This is a genomic window from Paraburkholderia sp. RL17-383-BIF-A, assembly GCF_046028015.1.
Lineage (GTDB): Bacteria > Pseudomonadota > Gammaproteobacteria > Burkholderiales > Burkholderiaceae > Paraburkholderia.
This window is the reverse complement of sequence record NZ_JARESR010000002.1, coordinates 123,521-145,971: the sequence shown is the minus strand read 5'-3', so window position 1 is coordinate 145,971 and position 22,451 is coordinate 123,521. Positions and strand designations below refer to the sequence as shown.

At 63.5% G+C, this 22,451-nt stretch carries 21 protein-coding genes; 6 read left to right on the top strand and 15 right to left on the bottom strand.

Annotated elements, in window-relative coordinates; genetic code table 11:
- Nucleotides 1-54 precede the first annotated feature (54 nt).
- From P0D71_RS02905 to P0D71_RS02855, 11 genes are all read right to left on the bottom strand, one after another.
- The gene (locus P0D71_RS02905) at nt 55-1,281 is read right to left on the bottom strand and encodes an HlyD family secretion protein (RefSeq protein WP_408479234.1); all 1,227 of its coding nucleotides are present in this window, start codon (nt 1,279-1,281) and stop codon (nt 55-57) included.
- Entirely contained in the window at nt 1,282-2,838 is a 1,557-nt protein-coding gene (locus P0D71_RS02900) for an efflux transporter outer membrane subunit (protein ID WP_408479233.1), read from the bottom strand. It lies immediately after the preceding gene.
- Nucleotides 2,835-3,821, bottom strand: coding sequence for a glycosyltransferase family 2 protein (locus P0D71_RS02895; protein WP_408479232.1), 987 nt, complete (start codon nt 3,819-3,821; stop codon nt 2,835-2,837). The genes P0D71_RS02900 and P0D71_RS02895 overlap by 4 nt, the downstream gene beginning before the upstream one ends.
- Nucleotides 3,822-3,831: 10 nt before the next feature.
- Nucleotides 3,832-5,352: a DHA2 family efflux MFS transporter permease subunit gene (locus P0D71_RS02890; protein ID WP_408479314.1), complete on the bottom strand. Its 1,521-nt coding sequence runs from the start codon at nt 5,350-5,352 to the stop codon at nt 3,832-3,834.
- A 110-nt stretch (nt 5,353-5,462) separates the two neighbouring features.
- Nucleotides 5,463-6,794, bottom strand: a complete 1,332-nt coding sequence (locus P0D71_RS02885) for a glycosyltransferase (RefSeq protein WP_408479231.1) — start codon at nt 6,792-6,794, stop codon at nt 5,463-5,465.
- Nucleotides 6,795-6,804: 10 nt separating this feature from the next.
- On the bottom strand, nt 6,805-7,374 hold the full coding sequence (locus tag P0D71_RS02880) for a methyltransferase family protein (protein WP_408479230.1): 570 nt from the start codon (nt 7,372-7,374) through the stop codon (nt 6,805-6,807).
- A 14-nt stretch (nt 7,375-7,388) separates the two neighbouring features.
- A complete protein-coding gene (locus tag P0D71_RS02875; RefSeq protein ID WP_091792822.1) occupies nt 7,389-8,351 on the bottom strand; it encodes an alpha/beta fold hydrolase in 963 nt (320 codons plus the stop codon).
- 433 nt (nt 8,352-8,784) lie between these two features.
- Nucleotides 8,785-9,954 carry an acetylornithine deacetylase gene (gene argE / locus P0D71_RS02870; protein ID WP_408479229.1) on the bottom strand — a complete coding sequence of 390 codons (1,170 nt, stop codon included), beginning with the start codon at nt 9,952-9,954 and terminating at the stop codon, nt 8,785-8,787.
- Nucleotides 9,947-10,624, bottom strand: a complete 678-nt coding sequence (locus tag P0D71_RS02865; protein ID WP_408479228.1) for a DUF1028 domain-containing protein — start codon at nt 10,622-10,624, stop codon at nt 9,947-9,949. Before P0D71_RS02865 ends, argE begins: the two co-directional genes overlap by 8 nt.
- 10 nt (nt 10,625-10,634) lie before the next feature.
- The gene (locus P0D71_RS02860) at nt 10,635-11,072 is read right to left on the bottom strand and encodes a RidA family protein (protein WP_408184574.1); all 438 of its coding nucleotides are present in this window, start codon (nt 11,070-11,072) and stop codon (nt 10,635-10,637) included.
- 59 nt (nt 11,073-11,131) lie between these two features.
- Nucleotides 11,132-12,475 (bottom strand): flavin-containing monooxygenase, encoded by a 1,344-nt coding sequence (locus tag P0D71_RS02855; RefSeq protein WP_408300646.1) that lies wholly within the window; start codon nt 12,473-12,475, stop codon nt 11,132-11,134.
- Nucleotides 12,476-12,737: 262 nt separating this feature from the next.
- On the opposite strand from P0D71_RS02855, the gene P0D71_RS02850 reads away from it, so the two are divergent.
- The 6 genes from P0D71_RS02850 (at nt 12,738) to P0D71_RS02825 (ending at nt 19,432) form a co-directional block, all read left to right on the top strand.
- The gene (locus tag P0D71_RS02850) at nt 12,738-13,664 is read left to right on the top strand and encodes a LysR family transcriptional regulator (protein WP_408347556.1); all 927 of its coding nucleotides are present in this window, start codon (nt 12,738-12,740) and stop codon (nt 13,662-13,664) included.
- A gap of 190 nt (nt 13,665-13,854) precedes the next feature.
- Nucleotides 13,855-15,018 carry an SRPBCC family protein gene (locus tag P0D71_RS02845; RefSeq protein ID WP_408184576.1) on the top strand — a complete coding sequence of 388 codons (1,164 nt, stop codon included), beginning with the start codon at nt 13,855-13,857 and terminating at the stop codon, nt 15,016-15,018.
- Nucleotides 15,019-15,047: 29 nt separating this feature from the next.
- The gene (locus P0D71_RS02840; RefSeq protein WP_408479227.1) at nt 15,048-16,229 is read left to right on the top strand and encodes an ABC transporter ATP-binding protein; all 1,182 of its coding nucleotides are present in this window, start codon (nt 15,048-15,050) and stop codon (nt 16,227-16,229) included.
- A gap of 1 nt (nt 16,230) precedes the next feature.
- Nucleotides 16,231-17,277: an ABC transporter substrate-binding protein gene (locus P0D71_RS02835; RefSeq protein WP_091792814.1), complete on the top strand. Its 1,047-nt coding sequence runs from the start codon at nt 16,231-16,233 to the stop codon at nt 17,275-17,277.
- Nucleotides 17,278-17,314: 37 nt separating this feature from the next.
- Entirely contained in the window at nt 17,315-18,568 is a 1,254-nt protein-coding gene (locus P0D71_RS02830) for an ABC transporter permease subunit (RefSeq protein WP_408300688.1), read from the top strand.
- Nucleotides 18,569-18,604: 36 nt separating this feature from the next.
- Entirely contained in the window at nt 18,605-19,432 is an 828-nt protein-coding gene (locus tag P0D71_RS02825; RefSeq protein ID WP_408184578.1) for an ABC transporter permease, read from the top strand.
- A gap of 7 nt (nt 19,433-19,439) precedes the next feature.
- Here the strand turns inward: P0D71_RS02825 and P0D71_RS02820 are convergent, their stop codons facing one another.
- The 4 genes from P0D71_RS02820 to P0D71_RS02805 form a co-directional block, all read right to left on the bottom strand.
- Nucleotides 19,440-20,015 (bottom strand): TMEM175 family protein, encoded by a 576-nt coding sequence (locus tag P0D71_RS02820; RefSeq protein WP_408184579.1) that lies wholly within the window; start codon nt 20,013-20,015, stop codon nt 19,440-19,442.
- Nucleotides 20,016-20,156: 141 nt separating this feature from the next.
- Entirely contained in the window at nt 20,157-20,525 is a 369-nt protein-coding gene (locus tag P0D71_RS02815) for a cupin domain-containing protein (protein WP_408479226.1), read from the bottom strand.
- Between the two features lie 27 nt (nt 20,526-20,552).
- Nucleotides 20,553-21,953 carry an FAD-containing oxidoreductase gene (locus P0D71_RS02810; protein WP_408479225.1) on the bottom strand — a complete coding sequence of 467 codons (1,401 nt, stop codon included), beginning with the start codon at nt 21,951-21,953 and terminating at the stop codon, nt 20,553-20,555.
- A gap of 167 nt (nt 21,954-22,120) precedes the next feature.
- On the bottom strand, nt 22,121-22,309 hold the full coding sequence (locus tag P0D71_RS02805) for a hypothetical protein (RefSeq protein ID WP_091792808.1): 189 nt from the start codon (nt 22,307-22,309) through the stop codon (nt 22,121-22,123).
- Between the last annotated feature and the right edge of the window lie 142 nt (nt 22,310-22,451).

Sequence of the window (22,451 nt, the reverse complement as noted above, 5' to 3'; positions counted from 1 at the left end):
GCTGGCCGTTGCGCAGTTCAGTCGTGGTGCGGAAAACCGTGACGCCGCGGATCGCTAACTGTCACCGCCGCGGCCGCTATTCTCCCGAATGATCTTCTCGATCAACGCGTCCGCATCGCGCGACACGTTGTCATGCACGCGCGTACTTTGCGTCGGCGCCGGCGTATCGTTGCCGATCAGATGTCCGCTGCGCACATGCGTATCCACCGACACCTGCATCGACAAGCCGAGCCGCAACGGATGCGCGGCGAGATCAGCCGGGTCGAGCGAGATCACGATCGGCACGCGCTGCACGACCTTGATCCAGTTGCCCGCGGCGTTCTGCGACGGCAGCATCGAAAACGCGCTACCCGTGCCCGCCGAAAAGCCTTCGACGCGGCCGTGATACACCACCTGCGAGCCGTACACATCCGACACGATGCGCACCGCCTGCCCCACGCGCATGCTGCGGATCTGCCCTTCCTTGAAGTTGGCCTCGACCCACAACCGTTCGAGCGGAATGATCGACATCAGCGCGAGACCCGGCCCGACCTGCTGACCGATCTGTACCGAGCGCTGGCCGACCGTGCCGTCGACGGGCGACACGATAGTCGTGCGTTGCAGATTGCGATAAGCGAGGCGCAATTGCGCCGCAGCTTGCAGAACGGGTGGGCTCGCCTCGACCGGGAATTTGCCGCCGAGCGCGCGCGCGGCGTCCAGCTGAACCTGCGCCGAAGCCAGATTCGCCTGCGCCACGGCCACCGCCTCGCGGGCGCGCGCCAGTTCTTCCGGCGACACGACTTCGACTGACGCGTGGTCGCGCGCCGCCAGCGCACGCTGCGCCAACGCCAGTTCGGCACGGCGCGCGTCGATGGATTGCACGTACAGCTTGCGCGAGATCGTTGCGTTCGCCACCTGCCGCACGGCCAGCGTCAGTTGCGCGCGCGCCTGGGCGAACGCCGCGGCCGCTTCGGCGTCGTCGAGCCTGACGAGCGCCTCACCCGCGCGTACCTGGCGCGTGTTGTCCACCAGAATATCGGTGACAGTACCCGGTATCTGCGCGGCGATCTGGACGATATTGCCGGCGACGTAGGCGTCGTCGGTCTCCTCAAAGAAGCGCGCGCTCAACCCCCACCACGTCGCCCATGCGGCGCCGGCGAGCGCCACCATGCCGAAGAAAATGGCGAAGCGACGCCGGCGCGTCGCCCGGATGCGATCGTGCGCGCCGTGCGCTACGTTTGCCGCGTTGACCTGTTCCTCGGTCCAGCCGGCGGCATCATGTGCCTGTTTATCGTTGTGCATTCAATCGAAGTGCGTATCCGTAATGCGCGCGTGAGAGGGAAAAGAAGTCTGATAGTGCGAGAGCGGTGCGCCGGCCACCTTGCGTTCGTCGAAGCCGCCGCCGAGCGCGCCGACCAGCGCAACCTGCAACAGCCTGCGGCGGCCCTGCAGATCGACCTGCTGCGCGCGTTCGTCGAGCAGCGAGAGATCGGCGAGCGTCACGTCCTTCTGCATGCCGATACCGCGCCGGTGCCGCTCCTCGGCAATCGCGACGATACGTGCGGCCGCATCCACCGCGCGAGTCTGCTCGTTCGTGAGCGTGTCCACCGTGCGCAATGAAGTGAGCTGACGCGCGACCTCGCCGAGCGCTTCGTCGACGGTCTTGTTGTAGAGGCTCACCGTCGCGTCGACATTCGCATAGTCGCCGCCGAGTTGCGCGCGCAGGCGGGTCCGGTCGAACACCGGCAACGAGATGGCCGGGCCGATCGAGCCGGTCATCGCCGCGCGCGAGAACAGCGCGGCAGGCGTCAACGCAGTCAAGCCGGCAAACGCCACGAGATTCACGTCGGGATAGAACTGCGCACGCGTGACATCGACGCTCGCGAGTGCCGCTTCGGCGCGTAACCGCGCCGCCACGATATCGGGGCGACGTCCCAGCAGATCGACCGGCAGTTGCGCCGGCATCGGCGCGTCGGCCGCCGCGGCCAGTTGCGGCCGATGAAGCGACAAACCGCGCTCCGGCCCGCGCCCCGTCATGACCCCGATCTGCAACTCGGTCAGCGTGATGCGCTCGTCGTTGAGCGCCTGCTGCGCGGCAAGCCGGCTTTGCTTGAGCGTTGCATCCGCGGCGTCGTAGGCGTTATCGAGGCCGCGCGCGCTACGTTCGCGCAACACCGCATCGACCCGCTCCGCCGCCTGCTGCTTCTGCCGCAGAATGTCCTGCATCGCGAACGCGCGGTCGAGTTCGCAGTAGAGCGTGACCAGCGCGACTGTCAGCGTGAGCCGCACCTGCTCGGCATCGATCCGTGCCGCGTCGCGAGACGAGAGCAGACCGCGTGAGAGCGCCGCATTCCTGCCCCACAGATCGAGCTGATAGCTCAAGCCCGCGATCAGCGCGGCGGGCGACACCGTCGGGTCGTTGAACACCTGCACCGGAATCTGCTGGCCGCCGACTGAAACGTTGGCGACATCCGCCGGCTGAGGCAAGCGGGTTTTGCTCACGGTCGCCACCGCCGTGCCCGTGAGGCCCATCAGCGACGCGAACTGTTCGAGCTGCGCCTGCGCGGCGCTCACGCGTGCCTTCGCGACCTGCAGGCCGGGATTATTCTGCAGGGCTTCGGCAACCAGTTCATCCAGTTGCGAATCGCGATACCGCCCGACCCAGTCCGGCGCGGGCCACGCGCCGTGGGTGCCCGGACCAGCGGTTTGCGCGAGCGCATCGGCGGAAGGTTTGCGAGGCTGAACGTTCGCATGCAGACCCGCATCGCTGACGCAGCCGCTCAGTGCCGATGCAATCAGCAGCAAGGCGCACGAATGGCGAATGAGGTGGCGCATCAGGCGTCGCATCGGCTGCTTCATGAGTGGTGCGTGCGAGGCATCGCACCTTCAGTAGCCGCTGGCGCATTCACGGCCGCCGCCCTCGCCAGTCTGGCCGCGAGCCGAGGACGGGTTTCTCCAAGCGGCCCCATCCGGGCGAACAATCCATCTATAAGCCCCAGCGCAATCGCATTCAGTTTGTCGAGCTTGTGTTTCTCCAGCAGCACGATCTGCACGATCTGCCATAGCGTCAACAGGTTCGGTACGACCGCGACCGGCAGACGCAGTCCATATTGCAGCGCCAGCTGCATCGCGTTACGCGCGCTGTAGTAGCGGCGCAATGCAGGGTGATTCATCGTCGTCACTTCGAAGGGGCCTAATTGATGGCGGTGGCGCGTGCCGATCCGATGCGACAGCACCAGCGACGGCACGACATAGACAGGCACATTGCGCAGCAGCGCACGCAGGCAATACTCGGTGTCCACGTGATCGATGAACAGCGATTCGTCGAAGCGGCCGAGCCGCGCGAACGCTTCACGCGAAATCACGCAACCCGACGAGATCAGGAACGCGCAGCGCTGCAAGCCAGCATCCATGCGCAACGACAATCTTTCGACACCCAGACCGCTGGTCGACAGTTCCGGCAGAAAGCGTTGATCGTTTTCATCGAAGATGCGCGGGCCGGCCATGAACGCAGTACCGTTCACCGACGCACACCGGTCGCGCATCACGTCGAAATAGCCGGACGGCGCTTCGGAATCCTGGTCGAACAGCGCGACCGCATCCGCGCCCCGCTCGAACAGTACACTGAGGCCGCAGTTGAATGCACCGGCAATGCCGTGGCGATTGCCGTGATGCAGCAGCTCGATCCCTGCTTCGCCCAGCACCAGGGCCGCGCGACTGTCCGGCTGCGGAGAATTGTCGACCACCAGCAGGCGGTCGCACTCGTCGCGCATCGCCACTGCTCGCATCAACTGCGCCTCGCCCGGATGAAACAGGATGATCAACGCGCCCAGGATCGTCATGACTCTGCTCCTAGTGACCTAAGGTCATCGCGGCGCCGCGTTTGGGACGCGTCAGCCACATCATCGCGGCGAGCACGAGGCAGGTGATGCTCGCCATGTAGAACATGTCGCCGGTCGCCATCATGTACGCCTGTTGCTGCACGATATGGTGCAACGTGCTCAGTTCGCGCGCGCCGTCGATACCCATGCCGTGCAGGATCTGAACGAAGCGCTGCGTGTTGCCGGACGACTTCGCCACCGACTGCGCAACCACGTCGTAGTGATACAGCGCGCGGTTGTCCCACAGCGTCACGCTCATCGCCGTACCGAAGGCCGCCGACAGCGTGCGTAGAAAGTTCGACAGACTGGACGCCGCAGCGAGTTTGTCGTCGGACACGCGTGAGAGCGTCGCGGCGGTCAACGGAATAAAAAAGCACGGCAGGCCGATGCCCTGAATCAGGCCAGGCGTAATGATCTGCGTAAAGGTCATCGTCAGCGTGAAGTGCGCGTCCCACCACAGCACGCCCGCAAAGATCAGAAAGCCGAACGTGGCGAGCACGCGCGCGTCGAAACGCGCCGAGAAAATGCCGACGAGAATCGAGAACACCAGCGCGAGTATGCCGAGCGGAGCAGTGGCGAGCCCGGCCTGAAACGCGGTGTAGCCCATCACGGCCTGGAGCCACAACGGGAAGATCACGCCGACTACCGAGAAACTCATCATCCCGAGTGAAATGATCAGCACGCAAAACGAGAACGTGCGGTCGCGAAACAGGCTGAGATCGATCACCGGATCCTTCTCGCCCGCTTCCCAGATCAGCAGCGACACGATCGCAAGCGCGGCGACGATGGCGAGCGTCAGGATCAGCGGCGAATCGAACCAGCCCCGGTCATGGCCGAGATCGAGCACGGCCTGCAACGACCCGACGCCGACGATCAGCAGCACGATGCCCGGCAGATCGACCGGCGCGGCTTTCGCACCGTGCGCGTTGCGGGTATCGGGACGCAGCAGTGTCATGCACACCGCGAACGAAAAGATGCCGATCGGCAGATTGATCAGGAAGATCCACGGCCACGAGAAGCTGTCGATAATCCAGCCGCCGACCACGGGCCCGAGGATCGGCGCGAGCAGCACGGTCATCGCCCACAGCGCAAGAGCCACCACGCGCTTGTCGGGTGGGAACGTACGCAACAGGATGGTTTGCGAGAGCGGCACCATCGGCCCCGAAAATAGGCCCTGCAATGCGCGGCACACGACCAGCAGATGAAAGTCGCCGGCCACGCCGCAGAGCAGCGACGTCAGCGTGAAAAGAATCACCGCCGCGAGAAAGAGGCGGGTTTCGCCGAGACGTCGCGAAAGCCATCCCGTCAGCGGCACGGCGATCGCGGCCGCGACGGAGTAGGAACTGATCACCCACGTGCCCTGGCTATTGGACACGCCGAGGCCACCCGAAATGGCGGGGACCGCCACGTTGGTCACCGTCGAGTCGAGTACCTCGATGAAAGTCGCGAGCGAAAGCGCAAAGTTGAGCAACGCGAGGCGGGCGCCGCGCATGGTTCGGTTGTTGTGCTCGTTGTGCTCGTTGTGCTTTTCGCGCCCGCTGTCCACGCCGCCTCGCGCGTCATCGCTTGACCCTGCGCCCTCAGGCATTCGCGCTGCGGCGCTCATACGCCCTGCCCGCTCAACGCCAACGCGGGCGACAACACGCGAATGTCGGCGGCCGCACGCACGCCCGTCTGCATGAAACCCTCGATCTCGCGCGCCGCCGCTTCGCATCCATCCGGCGACGCGGCGAGCCGGTCGTGCACGCGCCCGCACTGCGTCGCAATCGACGGACTCCCGAGCACCTGCCTGAGCGCGCGGGTCAACGTCCGCGCCTCGATCGGTCCATCCACCCGAACCCCGCACCCACTCGCGACGACGCGCTGCGCGTTGTCGAACTGATCGTGTGCGAATGGCGTCACGACTTGAGGGATACCGGCGGCATACGCCAGCGCCGCCGTGCCAATGCCGCCGTGATGCACCAGCGCGCGACAACGCGGTAACAGCGTCTGCAGCGGTACATAGCGGCGCTCGATCCACGTGGAGAACGAACTCGCCTCATTCGCAGCGGAGCGATCCTCGACAGGCGCGTCGGGCCGCAAAAGAATGCCGCGCAACCCGCTCTCGCGGAGCGTGTCGCGCACCGCTCGCGCATAACGCGCCTGATCGATCAACGTCGAGCCCGCCGTGAAAACCACGGGCCGTTCGCCCGCGGCGAGAAACGCGTCGAGTTGCGGATCGGGTGCGCACGCAACGGTGTCGTTGAACAACGGAAAGCCGCTCATGCGATACGGAGCCGGCCAGTCGGGCTGCGGCTGCGCGAACCAGTCGGGAAAAAGACAGAGCACGCGATCGGTCGAATGCAACCATTTGCCGAAGATGCGCGTGGCCGGTTCGAGACCCAGCTCCGCGCGCAACGCGTTCAGCGCCGGACCGCACACCTTGTCGAGCGCGTACCGTTCGATCGAACGCATCAGCGCTGCCTTTACCGCGAACGGCAAACGTCGTGGAATGGTGAGCCGCGGATGGGTCGGCGGAGCGTGCGCGGAAAGCAAGGTGGACGGCGACACCTGCACGGATACGAACGCGACCCGGTATAGCTCCTGCATCAGCCGGGCGGAAAAAGCCCATAACGTGCCCACCAGCACCGTGTCGGGAGTGGTCAGTGATGCCAGCGTGTCGAAATGCGCTCGCAGGGTCGGCGCAATGACCGCCCACAAGGTGCGAAACGACGTGCGCGGATTCCATAGCGCCGGATTCGCCATCGCGTCGGCGTAGTCGGCCGCCGTGCCGATCGGCACGAACATGAAGCCGCGGCGCGTCGCCGCTTCCGCGAACGGCGGATGCGTGCAGAACACGATCTCGTGTCCGCGCGCCGCGAGTGCCGCGCCGATGCCGAGCAGCGGATGCACGTCGCCCGCGGAGCCGATTGCGGTGATGATGACTCTTGTCATGCCCGGCGGCTCAGAAGAGACCCGGGATCAACGCAGCGACGTCGCGGCGATACTGCGAATAGGCGCGGCCGAAGTGGCCGGTCAGCCAGCTCTCCTCCACCCGCACCTTGTACGCGAGCGAAGCGAAAATCAGTAGCAAGCCGAGCGCGCCGCGCCATTGCATGCCGATCAGCACGCCGCCCGCGAGCGCCAGCAGGCAACCGGTGTAGATCGGGTGCCGCACGAGCCCGTACGGGCCGCTGCGGACCAGTTCATGATCTTCTTTCAGCGTGACCGACACGCTCCAGTTGGTGCCGAGATGCAGGCGCGCCCACACTGAAAACGCGAGGCCGGCAAGCAGCACGGCAAGGCCGGCGCATTGCAGCGCACCGATCGAATGCGAGTCGAACGACCACGCCGCGGCAGTGAAGTCCGGCAACACGATTAGTGCGCCGCCGGCGATCAACGGAATCGACTGCAAGGTGCGCGACACGGACGCCTCTTTTCGCGCGGTCTCCTTGACCTGGTTCGACGTGGCGATCCAGTACAGCAACCACACTGTCCACGGTACGACGATGGCGATGCTCTGAGCGATATTCACGATGGTTCGACCTGTTAGAACGAGTGATCGGCAGCGGCCTGCAACGCGGGAGTTGCGACGTTCGCGATGGCGGGTTCGGGCACGAGCGGGAGCGATGCGCGGCCGCTCGGCGCGTCGAAGCAGTCGAGCGCGCGCACGGGTTGCTGAACCGGCGCGGCGCCGAAGTAATCCATAATCGCCGTGCGCACCTGACGCAGCGCGGCGCGCCCTTCCAGATCGAGGAAATGCCCGGCCTGATCGATGGTCGCAAACTCCGCACGCTTCAGATGATGGCCGAGCGAGCGGACATCGTCGGGCGTGGTGTACGCATCGAGCTCGCCGTTGATGAACTTCAGTCCGCAGTCTATGTTGCTGAATTCGTGCAGATACTGCTCCGGGCGAATCGCCAGAATCTGGTCGACATGAAACGCCACCTGGTGCTGCTCGTCACGCGGCAGCGTCGACAGGTAGCGGTAGTTGTAGAGCTTCATGATCCGCGGCAAATGACAGCCCACGGTGTCGTTGAGCAGTTGCGCGGCCTTCAGGTTTTCGCCCGCGGCGATGTAGTCGCGCGCCGCGGTCACGTACGCGGTCATGGCCTCGTTGAGCAGCGGCGAGAACGACGCGATCACCGCGCGGCGCACGCTCGTGCGCGCTCGCGAGAGCGCAAGCAGCGACGCCACGCCGCCCCAGGACACCGATAACAGGAAGCCCGGCTCGAATAAGCCGATGAGATACAACAGAATGTCGACTTCATCGTCTTTGGTAAGAATGAAGCCGCATTCGTTATGCGCTTTCGATTGCCCCGCATAGGGTAAATCGAAACAGATTGGGTTATAGCGTTCGCCGAGGTATTTGATTGTCTGTCCAAACGACGCCGTGGTGGCTAACGCGCCGTTGATCAGAATGACACTCTCGAAGGCCGGATCGAATACGTGACGTTCAACGTAGACTTTCAGGCCCGCCGGTAGCGGAACAAGGAGTTTTTCGATGGGCATGGCGTATTCGCAGGCACTTGCGCAAGGCAAATGCGTACTGACACCGCGTCCGCGCGAGCGAACGCCTTGCGGCCGTACTACCGTGGATCAGGCCCATGCGACTTGCCATTACACCTTTACGCCGGCAAATCCGATCCGCGACGACCGCTGCTGCACCGAACACACGCATCACCGGACATGATGCCTGCCTGCTCCCCGCAGCGCGCCTGACCTCAGGCCGCTTCAATCGAGCGTTCGATGCCTCGTGATATTTCTTATATTTAATTGAAAAGCATTACTTCAATCGCTACTGCTTGTCATTCGTCGACGCCAGTCTTGCCGCTTTACGTGAAGCCTTGATGTCAACATACGATAACGGAATGCTTTTTAACATGTTTCAAAAATAAAAGCTAAAAAATCATTGAGCGAATGTTCGAAATCGGTAAGTGAAATATTATTGAAAGGATGCGCTCGAGAGGTAGTCCGCGAGGCGAATCAACATCGCATCGCAATCGCGCAATTGCTCGACGGTGACAAACTCGTCGGGCTTATGTCCCTGGTCCATACTGCCCGGGCCGCAGACCACCGTGGGAATGCCGGCCTGCTCGAAGAGCCCACCCTCGGTGCCGAATGCGACCGTGCCGAATTCAGTCGAGCCGCTGAGCAGCGCGAGAAGCCGCGCCGCTTCGCTATCGGGCGATGTCGCCAATCCCGGATAGGCGGAAAGCGGCTGAAGGCGGATGCCGGTGTCGGACTTCACGGCGCGCATCTTCGGCAACAACTCGGCTTCGGCGTAAGTTTGCAACTGGTCGGCCACCGTGTGCGCATTAAAGCCAGGCAGCGCGCGCACTTCGAAGTCGAATTCGCATTCGGCCGGCACGATGTTGAGCGCACGGCCGCCTTTGATCACACCCGTCTGCACGGTCGAGAACGGCGGATCGAAGCGTTCGTCGTGATGCTCGGGTTGCGCCAGCTGCTCGCCGATTTCTTCAAGACGACTGATCATCCGCGCCGCGTATTGAATCGCGTTGACGCCATAAGGCGCGTAAGCCGAATGACAAGGCGCGCCTTTCACGTGACAGCGCATTGCCAGTTTACCCTTGTGACCCAGCACCGGCTTGAGCTCGGTAGGCTCGCCGATCAGACACAGAGCCGGCTTGTGCGGCCGCTGCTCCAGGTCCGCCAGCATGGAACGCACGCCGAGGCATCCTACTTCCTCGTCGTACGAGAACGCGAGGTGTACCGGCAGCTTCAGTTCCCGTTCGATGAACATGGGCACCGCCGCCAGCACCGAAGCGATAAAGCCTTTCATGTCGGCCGTGCCGCGGCCATACAGCCGCCCTTCGCGTTCGGTGAGACGAAATGCATCGACGGTCCACGGCTGGCCGTCAACAGGCACCACGTCGGTGTGCCCGGACAGCACGACGCCGCCTCCCTCACGCGGACCGATGGTCGCGAACAGATTCGCCTTGGTGCGCTCGGCGTTGTAGAACAGCTCGCACTCGACACCCAGTTCCTCGAGGTAAGTCCGAATGAACTCGATCATCTCCAGATTGGAGTCGCGGCTGACCGTGGCGAAACTGATCAGCCGTTCGAGCAGCGCACGGCTCGATCGGTCATTCATTGCCTGGCACTCCGTAGCTGGGCGCGGCGGTCGGATTCAACGCGCGAGTGATGTAGTCCTGCATCTGCGGCCGATAAGCCTGCCATAGACCGTCGAGCTGACCGATGGGATCTTTATTCGCCCAATCGACGCGCAAGTCGACGATCGGCCAACTCTGCCCGCCCACGATCTTGAGCGCCGCGGAATGCACGGGGCCTGCTTCGCCGCCGGCAGCCATCGCGGCATGCATGGCCGCGAGCAGGCGCTCGGCCAGCGTGCCGGCTGCCTGCTCGAAGGCAGGAACCATCGCCTCGATCACTTCGACACCGGCGAGCATGTTGCCCGCCGCGACGCATTGCGCGCCGGCAACAGCGTGATAGGTGCCCAGCGCTTCCTTGCCGCTGAAGAAAGCCGTGCGGCCCTGGCTATCGATCACCGTCACCTGCCTGTACTCGCTCCACTCGCTCCCGCCGAGCGCTTGCTCCAGTGCGGCGGCCGGATCCAACTGTCCGTTTTCCAGAAGATCGAGAACCTGCGGGCCGAGCGCAGGCAGTGTGACGTTCTGCGTCGCCACCGCGCCCACGCCTGCGCGCACCCACGGGCATCGCGCGCCCACCGCGATGCTGGACGAACTGATCGCGATACCAAGCTGCCCGGACTCAGCACACCGTCCGACGATAGAGAATGTCATGTCCCGCTCCTTAAGCCGCCGGCGGCGTCCATCCATCCGGAATGACGGCGACGACATCGATTTCCATCAACCACTGTGGCTGACCCAGTGCGACCACCACCAGGCCCGTGGAAATCGGAAACACGCCCTTCAGCCACTTGCCGACTTCCTGATAGACCGGCTCGCGATAACGGATGTCTGTCAGGAACGTCGTCGTCTTGACGACGTGCGACAAATCGCTGCCCGCCTCCTCGAGCAACTGCTTGACGTTCTTCATGGCCTGCTCGGCCTGAGCGCGCGGATCGCCGAGGCCGACCAGACGGCCGTCGAAATCCGTGCCCACCTGACCGCGCACATACACGGTGTTGCCGGCGCGCACGGCCTGACAAAGATCGTTGTCGAGGGTCTGGTTCGGATACGTATCCTTCGTGTTGAACATGCGGATACGGGTGTGCGTAGGTTGGCTCATCAATGCACCTCAATGCTAGGAAGAAATGGATCGCGAATTAAAGACGCATGCACATCAGTTCAGCCCATCGCGCTGACTTTATGAACAGGTGAATGGCCGGAAGTATTGTCACCGCTTTCGTCGCGGCCGTGCTGTGCATCTGGCTGCGCACCGTCGTAATACGCGAGATATTTGCGCTGCGTGATGATGTGATCGGCGATGTGCTTCGCGTCGTGCCACACGCCCCAGATAAACGCAGAGCCACGACGCGACAACCAGGGCAGACCGAGGAAGTAAACGCCGGGTTCCTTCGACACGCCGCGCTGATGTTTCGGCTTGCCCTTTTCATCGAAAGCGTCGACGTTCAGCCAGTTGAAATCGAGCGCATAGCCGGTTGCCCAGACAATCGACGTCACGCCGGCTTTAGCCAGATCGAGATCGTGCAACGGATGCGTCACGCAATCCGGATCCGCGGGAATGATGCGGGCTTCGGGCTCCTCCGGAAGATCGAGGCCATTGCGGGCCGCATAAGCGTCGGCCGCGTCCAGCAGCGACAGATAGTTCTCGTCGCCGCGCGCGATGTTCTCCGCCAGATCCGTTTCGAAAGTCGCCACGCCATGCTCGAACGATTTCGTCAATCCGACGAGCGTGATGCCCTGCTGCGCGAGTCGCCGGAAGTCCACCGTATGGCCGCCGCGCGCGCCGCTCACCGCAATGGTGACGTGTTCCCTGCCGGGCTTCATGACTTCCGCGTCCCATTCGCCGAGCACGCCCAGCCACCAGCAGAAATCGCGGCCGCGATAGGCGCGCGGCGGGCGATCATGCGCGCCAACCGACAGATAGACGCGCTTGCCCGCGCGTTGCAACTCGTCGGCGATCTGCACGCCTGACGATCCCGCGCCCACCACCAACACGCCGCCCTCGGGCAATTGTGCGGGATTGCGGTAGTCGGCGGAATGAATCTGCGTGAGACTCGAATCCTGCGGCGCGATCGGCGGAATCACCGGGCGTTGAAAAGGGCCGGTGGCGACCACCACGCGATTGGCCTCGATCGTGCCCTCCGATGTTTCGATCGTGAAGCCCTGCCGTCCCGCATTGCGCACGACCTTCCTGACTTCTACGCCGGTGCGAATCGGTGCATCGAACTTCTTTGCATAGGCGACGAAATAGTCCGCGACCTGCTCTTTCGGCGCGAATCCGTCAGGGTCGACCTCCGCAAACTCGAGATTGGGAAACCGATCGTGCCATGCGGGGCCGTTGGCGACCAGCGAATCCCAACGTCCCGTGCGCCAGCGCTCGGCGATTCGATCGCGCTCCAGGACGAGGTGTGGCACGCCGAGCCTGCTCAGGTGTTCGCTCATGGCGATGCCGGCCTGGCCGGCACCGACCACGAGCGTATCGATTGACGTTGTTTCCACTGTCATGGCTGTGTCCTTCTGAATGGCGGAATGTTTCGATTCGGTGGCGGCCTCGCGGCCTTCGAGCGCTCGTCACCGTGGCGGACCCAGTCGTGTTTTTCAATGGCGCGTACCGCCTTGGGCCGTTCGTGTCGGTGAAAATCTACGCGCCCGTCCCGAATCTGAAAAATATATTTAAAAAATGCATAGCATCGGATTTTCCTATGCATGTCTTTTTGGCCGCCGCACAATCCCATCCATTGAAGGCCCTGGACATGGAGCGTCGTCGATGGAGAGCCACCCCCTGCGCTACTCGTTGCGCCAGTTGCGTTATTTCGTGGTCACGGCGGAGGCGCTGTCCTTCACCGCCGCCGCGAAGCGTCTGCACATTTCGCAGCCGTCCATCTCGACGGCGCTCGCGGACCTCGAAGTGTCGTTCGGTGTGCAATTGTTCATACGGCATCACGCAAGCGGACTCTCGCTCACGCAAGCGGGACGCGATCTGCTTGGGCAAGCGCGCAATCTGCTGAAGATTGCGGAAGAATTGCAGATGGCCGCGAAGGAAATGGACGGCGGCATGACGGGCGCCATCGCGCTCGGCTGCCTCGTTTCGCTCGCGCCGCCGCTCATGCCGAGGCTCATCAGCCGCTTCACGGCCGAGCACTCGGGCATTTCGTTCCGCACTGTCGAAGCGCATCAGGACGGCCTGCTGCGTGGCCTGCACGACGGTTCGCTCGACATCGCCCTCACCTATAGCCTCGACCTGACCGAGGACATCGCCTTCACGCCGCTGCTGTCGCTGCCGCCTTATGCGATTCTGCCGCGCACGCATCGCCTCGCGCGCGCCCGCAAGGTGTCGCTCGCGGATCTCCTGCCCGAGCCATATGTAATGCTCGATCTGCCACACAGCCGCGAGTATTTCGCCGCGCTCTTCGATGCGGTGGGCAACCGCCCTGTGCCCGCGTTCCGCTCGTCGCAGCCGGAGGTCGTGCGCGGCATGGTGGCCAACGGTCTCGGCTATAGCCTGCTGAACTTTCCGCTCAAATCGAATCGCACCGTGGACGGTGAAGAGTTCGTCATTAAACGTTTCAAAGACAACGTCAACGCCACGATGCTCGGCATTGCGCAGTCACGTACGATGAAACCGCGCCAGGTCGTGCATCGCTTCGCGTCGTTCTGCGAGACGTACATTCGGCGACTGCATCTCGACGATTGATCGGCAAAGCGCGCTTACACGCTTGCACGCGTCGAGCGGTCCGTCGCTGTATAGGTAAAAACTTTGCTTTGTATCTAAAAACAATATTTTGGCTTGCAATTTGGCTTGATAGATTTGTGTCCATGTTGAGCGCCACGCCACAAAGCCTCGTGCCGGTGCGCTCTTACCGTGATGAACCCAGGAGGACACCATGGCCCACCCGTCAGAGACGATTGCAGTGCAAGCGCTTGTCGACGAACTGCAGACGGGTTGCGAGCGGTCATTCGGCGATGCGCATGCAATGCCGCCCGGTGTCTATACGTCGCCTGAATTCCTCGCGCTGGAAGAGCGCACGATCTTCCAGCGCGAATGGCAATGCGTGGGCCGCGCCAGTGCGCTCAAAGCGCCCGGCGATTACCTGACCACGCGTATCGGCGCACAACCGATCGTGATCTTGCGCGACGAACAGATGCAGCTCAAGGCGATGTCGAACGTGTGCCTGCATCGCATGTCGGTGCTGCTCGAAGGGCGCGGCAATGTGCGTCGGATCGTCTGCCCGTATCACGCATGGAACTATTCCCTCGACGGCGCGCTGCAAGGCGCACCGCTCATGGACCGGCAAGCGGGCTTCTGCAAGGAAGCCTACAGGCTGCCCGCCGTGCGTTGCGAAGAATGGCAAGGCTGGCTCTACGTGACACTCGACCAGAACGCACCGCCCGTCCACCTGCAGCTCGCCAAACTGGGCGAGCTGGTTGGCGCATACGGCATGTCCGACTACATTGAAACCTTCTATGAAGAGCACGTGTGGGACACGAACTGGAAGATCCTCGCGGAAAACTTCATGGAGAGCTATCACCTGCCGATGCTGCATCGCGCGACGGTAGGCCCGCATTCGCGGCTCGACGAAATGGAATGCCCGCCGGGCTATCCCGCCTTCAACTATCACTGGATTACGAAGGAAGCGAGCTTGCCTATCGGCAATGCGCATCCGGATAACACACGTCTCACGGGACACTGGCGCAAGACCACGGCATTGCTCGCCATCTACCCGACGCATCTCGTCACGCTCACGCCGGGTTACTTCTGGTATCTCGTGCTGCAGCCTCAAGGCGTGGGGCGCGTGCATATCCGCTTTGGCGGCGGTCTTGCGCCCGAATTCATCGCCGATCCCGCGGCCAACGCGCACATGACGACGTTGAAGAAGCTGCTCGACGAAGTGAACGCCGAAGACAAACGCGGCGTGGAAGCCGTCTTTCGCGGCGTGCATGCGCCGCTCGCGAAACCCGGCCATCTGAGCCATCTCGAACGCCCGAACTACGATTTCGCGCGCTATCTTGCGAGCAAAGTCGCCACGGCGACGCTCGGCGCGCACTGAACCCGCTTCACCGACAGGACGCAATCACGATGTCAAACCCTTCCTTCATTTCGTTCTCGGGCGTGAGCAAAACGTATGACGGCACGCAAAATGTCGTCGACGATTTGAACCTCGACGTGCGCAAGGGAGAATTCCTGTCGCTGCTCGGCCCGTCCGGCTCGGGCAAGACGACCACGCTCATGATGCTCGCGGGATTCGAATCGCCCACGCACGGCGAGATCCGCCTGGATGGCCGCCGGCTCGACGACAAGCCGCCGCATCAACGTGACATCGGCATGGTGTTTCAGAACTACGCGCTCTTTCCGCATCTGACGATTGCGGAGAACGTCGCGTTTCCGCTCTCCGTGCGGCACGTGAGCCGCGCTGAACAGAAAATACGCGTGAAGCGCGCACTCGAAATGATCGAGCTGCCGCATCTGGCGAACCGTCGCCCCGTGCAACTTTCGGGCGGACAGCAGCAGCGCGTGGCGCTCGCGCGCGCGCTCGTGTTCGAGCCGAGCGTCGTGCTGATGGACGAACCACTCGGCGCGCTCGACAAACGCCTGCGCGAAACCATGCAATACGAAATCATGCGCCTGCATCGCGAGCTGTCGCTCACGATCGTCTATGTGACGCACGATCAGGCCGAAGCGCTGACCATGTCCGATCGCGTCGCCGTTTTCTCCGACGGCCGCATCCAGCAAGCCGCCACGCCGAGCGAACTCTACGAGAACGCGCAGAACGCGTTCGTCGCCAACTTCGTGGGCGAGAACAACGGGTTGAGCGGACGTGTCGTCAATGTGGGCGACGACTGGGCGACGCTCACGCTGTCCGACGGCAGCGTGATTCGCGGCCGTTGCGAACCCGGCCTGCGCGCGGGCGACGAAGCGATGCTCGCGTTGCGCCCCGAGCGCGCGCATATCCCGAGCGCGGAAGGCCTGCATGTCGACGAACAGAGCAACGTGGTGCGCGCGCGCGTCGAGGAACTGGTGTATTGCGGCGATCACCATCGCGTCCACCTGAAGCTCGGTTCGCGCGATTCCCTCGTCGTGAAAGTGCCCAACACGCAGCGCCACGCGCTGCCTTCGCCCGGCAACGAGATCGACGTCGCCTGGCGCCACGACGACTGCAAGATTCTCGCGGCGGCCGCGCCACGCAGCGCGCCCACGCTCCACGTATCCACACCGCCGTCACCTTCCATCATCACTACAGCAGCCGCAGGAGCCAACTGAAATGCGCACTCTTCACAAAGCACAAAGCGCCGCACTCGCCGCACTCGCATTCGCCACCGTGACCGTCCAGGCCGCGGAGACGCTCTCCGTCGTGACCTTCGGCGGCGCATATGAAGCGGCCGCGAAAAAGGCCTATTTCGAACCGTTCACGCAGGCCACCGGCATCGGCTTTTCGACCGAATCGTACGACGGCGGTCTCGCCAAGCTCTCCGCCATGGAGCAGGCGAAGAACACCACGTGGGACCTGATCGACCTCGAAACGAACGACGCGATCACCGCCTGCGACGAAGGCCTCCTGCAGAAGTTCGACAAGAAGTCGCTCGGCAAAACGAGCGACTTCATTCCCGGCTCGATCAGCGATTGCGCGGTCGCCAGCATGGTCTGGTCCACGGTCTATGCGTACGATGCCAGCAAGCTGAAGACCGCGCCGACCACCGTCAACGACTTCTTCGATCTGCAGAAATTCCCCGGCAAGCGCGGCCTGCGCAAATCGCCGAAGGTAACGATGGAATGGGCGCTGATCGCCGACGGCGTCGATCCCAAGGATGTCTATAAAGTGCTCGGCACGCCCGCCGGCGTGGATCGCGCGTTCAAGAAACTCGACACGATCAAGAAAAGCATCGTGTGGTGGGAGTCGGGTGCGCAGGCGCCGCAGTTGCTCGCGGACGGCGCGGTCGTGATGACGCAGGCCTACAACGGCCGTATCGACGACGCCGCGAAGAAGGACAACAAGCCGTTCAAGGCCGTCTGGGACGCACAGGTCTACGACTTCGACTGGTGGGGCGTTCCGACAGGCGCGAAGCATGCCGACGCCGCTGCGAAATTCATCGTCTCCGCATCCCAGCCGAAGGCGTATGCGGACCTGTCGAAGTACATCGCCTATGCGCCGCCGCGCAAGGACGCGATCGCGCTGGTCGACAAGCAGCGCCTCGCCGATCTGCCGACCTCGCCGCAGAACTTCAAGCGCGCGCTGCAGATCAACGCAGGCTTCTGGGCCGACAACGCGGACCAGATCAACAAGCGCTTCCAGGTGTGGCTGACGCAATAAACCCATCGTCTAACGAGAGCCCAACTTGACTACCAGCATGCCCGCCCCGGCCCGCGCCTCATCCCTGGGCTCTCCGACGAGAGCCGACGGCGGCGCTTCATTTCAGAAAGCGCGTCGCCGCGCATCGGTGCGGGCATTGCTGCTCGCGCTGCCGCTCATCGTGTTCCTCGTGTCGACGTTCATCGCGCCGATCGCGCTGCTGCTCGCGCGCAGCGTGCAGAACCATGAAATGTCCAGCAGCATGCCCGCCCTCACACGCGCGCTTGATGCGTGGGACGGCCGTGGCGTGCCGGACGAACATACCTTCGCCCTGCTCGCTGCGGGCCTCAAAGAAGCGCAGCAGAGCGGCCAACTCGGCACCGTCGCGCGCCGGCTGAACTTCGAGCAGGCCGAGTTCCGCAGCCTGCTGATGCGCACCGCGCGCCAACTTCCCGCCGATGCGCCGCCCGCGTGGAAACCGGCGCTCGTCGAACTCGACGAACGCTGGAATTCGCCGGAAACCTGGCGCCTGCTCAAGCGCGCCGCCGCGTCGCCGACGCCCGACTATCTGCTCGCCGCCGTCGACGCGCAAGTCACGCCGCAAGGTTCGGTCGCGTTCGTGCCGGACAACGCCTCGATTTATCGGCAGGCCTTCTTGCGCACGATCTCGATCAGCGCCACGGTCACGCTGCTGTGCCTCGTGCTCGGCTATCCGGTGGCATGGCTGCTCGCGAACCTGCCCGCGAAAAGCAGCAACCGCCTGATGCTCTTCGTGATCGTGCCGTTCTGGACCTCGCTGCTCGTGCGCACCACCGCGTGGTACGTGCTGCTGCAGCCGGGCGGCGTCATCAACAGCCTGCTGATGGGTCTGGGCCTCGCCACGCATCCGCTGCCGCTCATCTTCAACCGCACCGGCGTGCTCATCGGCATGACGCACGTGCTGCTGCCCTACATGATTCTCGCGATCTATTCGGTGATGAAAAGCGTGTCGCCCGTCTACGTGCGCGCCGCTCAATCGCTCGGCGCGCATCCGTTCACCGCGTTCGTGCGGGTCTACATACCGCAGACGCTGCCAGGCGTGGGCGCCGGCTGCTTCCTCGTGTTCGTGCTCGCGCTCGGTTACTACATCACGCCCGCGCTGCTCGGCGGCGCAGGCGACGAGATGATCAGCCAGCTCATTGCGATCCAGACCAACACGCAGCTCAACTGGGGACTCGCCGGCGCACTCTCGGCCTATCTGGTGATTTTCACGGCGATCTTCTATTTCCTGTTCAACCGCATCGTCGGTATCGACCGCTTGCGCTTTGGTTAAGCCCGGTCGAACACGCGCACACGACGAAGGAACGACATGCAAGACAAACGCAACAAGGTGCTGACGGAACGCATCGCCACACGCTGGGTGCGGGTACATACGGCGCTCGTGCTTTTCTTTCTGATTGCGCCGATTCTCGCCATCATCCCGCTCTCATTCAATTCGGGTTCGTACTTCTCGTACCCGATGCAGGGCTTCTCGTTCCGCTGGTATGAGCAGGCGCTCACGAGCGCGGACTGGCAACGCTCGCTCCTGAACAGCATCGGCATCGGCGCGGCGTCCACGTTGATCGCCACGTGTCTCGGCACGCTCGCCGCGCTGGGTCTTTCGCGCGCGCAGTTTCCGCTGCGCTCGCTGATCATGCCGATCATCATTTCGCCGATGATCGTGCCGATCGTCGTGGTCGCGGCGGGCTTCTATCTGATCTTCGCGCCGCTCGGCCTCGTCAACTCGTATCCCGGCGTGGTGCTGGCGCACGCGGCGCTCGGCACGCCGTTTGTCGTGATCACCGTGACCGCGTCGCTGCTGTCGTTCGATCAGAGTTTGTTGCGCGCCGCTTCCGGGCTCGGCGCGGCGCCCTGGGTCACGTTCCGGCGCGTCACGCTGCCGCTCATCATGCCGGCGGTCGCAACCGGCAGCGTGTTCGCCTTCGCGACCTCGTTCGATGAAGTGATCGTCATTCTGTTCATTGGCGGCCCGGATCAAACCACCGTACCGCGGCAGATGTGGAGCGGCATTCGCGACTCGATCGACCCCTCGATTCTCGCCGTGGCGACGATGCTGATCGTATTCGCCGTGCTGCTCTTCGCGAGCATCAACTGGCTGCGCGGCCGCGCGGCCGCGGCCAGCAGCGCGCTCACCTGATGCGCGCTCACGCTTCCATCACGTGTTCGATACGGCGATCCGGCACCAGCCACCACGCGGCGGCGAGCGTATACAGCGCCGCCGAACCCCACGGCACGACGAACGCCAGCGCGATACCCGTGAGATAGATCACGACCGAAACCTTGCCCTTGAAGTCATTGCCGATCGCTTTCGCGAGAGTCGAATCCTCGCCGTGCTCGCGAATCAGCACGCGCATGAGGATGAAATAGGCGATCGCCGACATGAACAGCACCACGCCGTACATCGCGGTCGGCCAGGAGGCGAGATGGTTTTCGCCGACCCAGTGCGTGACGGCGGGCAGCAGCGACAGCCAGAACAGCAGATGGAGGTTCGCCCACAGCACCGCGCCGTTGACCTTCTGCACGGCATGGAACATGTGATGATGATTGTTCCAGTAGATGCCCACGTAGATGAAACTCAGCACATATGCGCAGAACACGGGGAGCACCGGGCGCAGCGCCGCGAGATCGAAGCCTTCCGGCACCTTCAACTCGAGCACCATGATCGTGATGATGATGGCGATCACGCCATCGCTGAAGGCTTCGACACGTCCTTTGCCCATGGATTGGATTCCTGATGATGGTGTTGAATGCGGTTGCGCGCCAAGGCGGCCCGCACTCCGCGGGCGACCCGCGCCGCTGCCGATTATCCGCGAAGCCGTAACGATTTGTCGATCCGGCCGGGTTCGACCCGCGTGCCGTGTTCAGCGCGAAGCGTCGTCCGGGTAGTAGGCGGCGAGCCACACGCTGGGCTCCCGGTCGCTTGTCCATGCTACCCGATGCCGGCAATGCGCTTCGATCAGCACGTGATCGCCGGGCTTCATCGAAAGCGGCTCGGCCTCGCCTTCGAATTCGAGCGTGGCCGCGCCGCTCAGCAGCACGACAAACTCGGCGCGAGGACTGTCGTACCAGAAGCCCGGCGGGCTGGCGTGCCCCATCGAGACGATCCGCTCGATGCTCACGCCACCCTGCTCCACCAGGGCGTCGACCTGCTCGCCCTCTCCTTCGCCCTCGCTCCCGCCCGCCGACGCACCGGGGTCGAACAGATTGCCGCTTCGGATCGCACGCTTCATCGTGGCTGCTCCGCTTGTGCGTACCGCTCACTTCATGGGCTTGAGCCCGTCGAGCAAGGTCGGCACCAGTTCGCTGATGGTCGGATGAACATGCATGGCGTACTGCAAAGTCGGATACGGCGCGCCCGCCGTCATGATGTCGATGAAGGTATGAATCGCCTCATCGCCTTCAATGCCGTGAATGGCCGCCCCGAGAATCTGCTTGCTTTGCGCGTCGACCATCACCTTCATGAAACCATCGGTCTCGCCGCGTTCGCGCGCGCGGCCCACGCGCGACATCGGCATGGTGGCGATCAGCGCGTCGCGGCCCGCTTTGCGCACCTCGGCCTCCGAAGCGCCGACACGCGCAAGCGGCGGATCGACGAACACCGCATACGCCATGATGCGTGTGTCCACGGTGCGCGCGCCGCCGTCGAGCAGGTTGGCCGCGACGATCTGAAAATCGTCGTAGGAAGTGTGGGTAAAAGCGCCACGCCCGTTGACGTCGCCGATCGCCCACACGCCCGGCACGTTGGTGCGCAACTGGCCGTCCACGGGAATCGTGCCGTGCTTGTCCGTCGTGATGCCGGCGGCCGCGAGGCCGAGGTCGTCGGTATTCGGCTCACGGCCGGTGGCGAACAGCAGATGCGACGCTTCGAGCGCCGGAATGTTCTGCTCGAAGCCGATACACAGCTCGTTCGGGTGATGCGGATGCGGCTCGACTCGCGAAGGCTGCACGCCGAAGTGAAACTCGACACCCTCGCGGGCGAGCACCTTCTGCACGGATTCGGCGAAGTCGGCGTCCTCGCGGGTGAGCACGCGTTCGCCGCGCACCAGCACGGTCACGCGGCTGCCAAAGCGGCGAAAGATCTGCGCGAATTCGAGCGCGATATAGCTCGCGCCGACAATCACCAGATGCCCCGGCAATTCCGTCAGTTCGAGCAGATTGGAGTTCGTGTAGTACGGAATCCGCTCGAGACCGTGGAGCGGCGGCACGACGGCGCGCGTGCCTGTGTTGATGAAGATTTCGTCGGCGCTGAGCTCGTCGAGCAGCTTGCCGTCCGGTCCGCTAACCGAAAGCGCATGAGGTCCGGTAAAGCGCGCATGGCCTTTGAACACGCTCACGTTCTTCGCACCGCGCAGCCATTTCTCGACGCCCTCGCGCGACTGCCCGATGATCCTGTCCTTGCGCGCCTTGACGGCCGCCAGATCAACGCTGACCGCGCCGCTCAGTTGCACGCCGAGTTCCGCGCAATGGCGCGCGACATGCGCCGCGCGAGCACTGGCGACGTAGGATTTGGTCGGCGTGCAGCCGACGTTCACGCACGTGCCGCCAAAGGCCGCGCGCTCGATGACCGCGGTTTTACGGCCGCTTTGACCGAGACGCACGGCAAGCGGCGCGCCGCCTTGTCCCGTACCGATCACGACTGCATCGAAGTGCTGTGACATGGCAACTCTCCGGAAGCTGGGATTCATGTCGTAGCATCTTACCCTCAGCCTCTCGAATCGCCATGCTGCGTTGCCGGTTGCCGGTGTTTGCTGATCACCGACTAATTGTCATTCGAATGCCAACTGTTCCGCACTATTGCTTCTCACCATCCGCAAAGCCGCGAGGCTTAGTCGTGGCAATGCACGGCGCAGATCAATTCACGCGAGCGTTGCAGCGCGGCCTGCGCGCCACGTGACGCCACGACCCAGCCGACCTGGCCCAGGTTGAAATCCTGCGACACCATCACCTGCATGAGGGCGACCATCGGTAATAGCACTGACGGCCGGTAAAGCTGGTTCCTGATCAAAGCTGGCATGACAACTCCCGTCGAGCGGCGCCGCTTCGGCTTCGCTCTATTCACGTTTCGATGGGAGGATTGTAGGGAGGTGGCCTTCGCGGATAAATACCGCTAACGCGAAGGCACTTGTTTGTCAAACCGAACAATCGAATCCGGCACC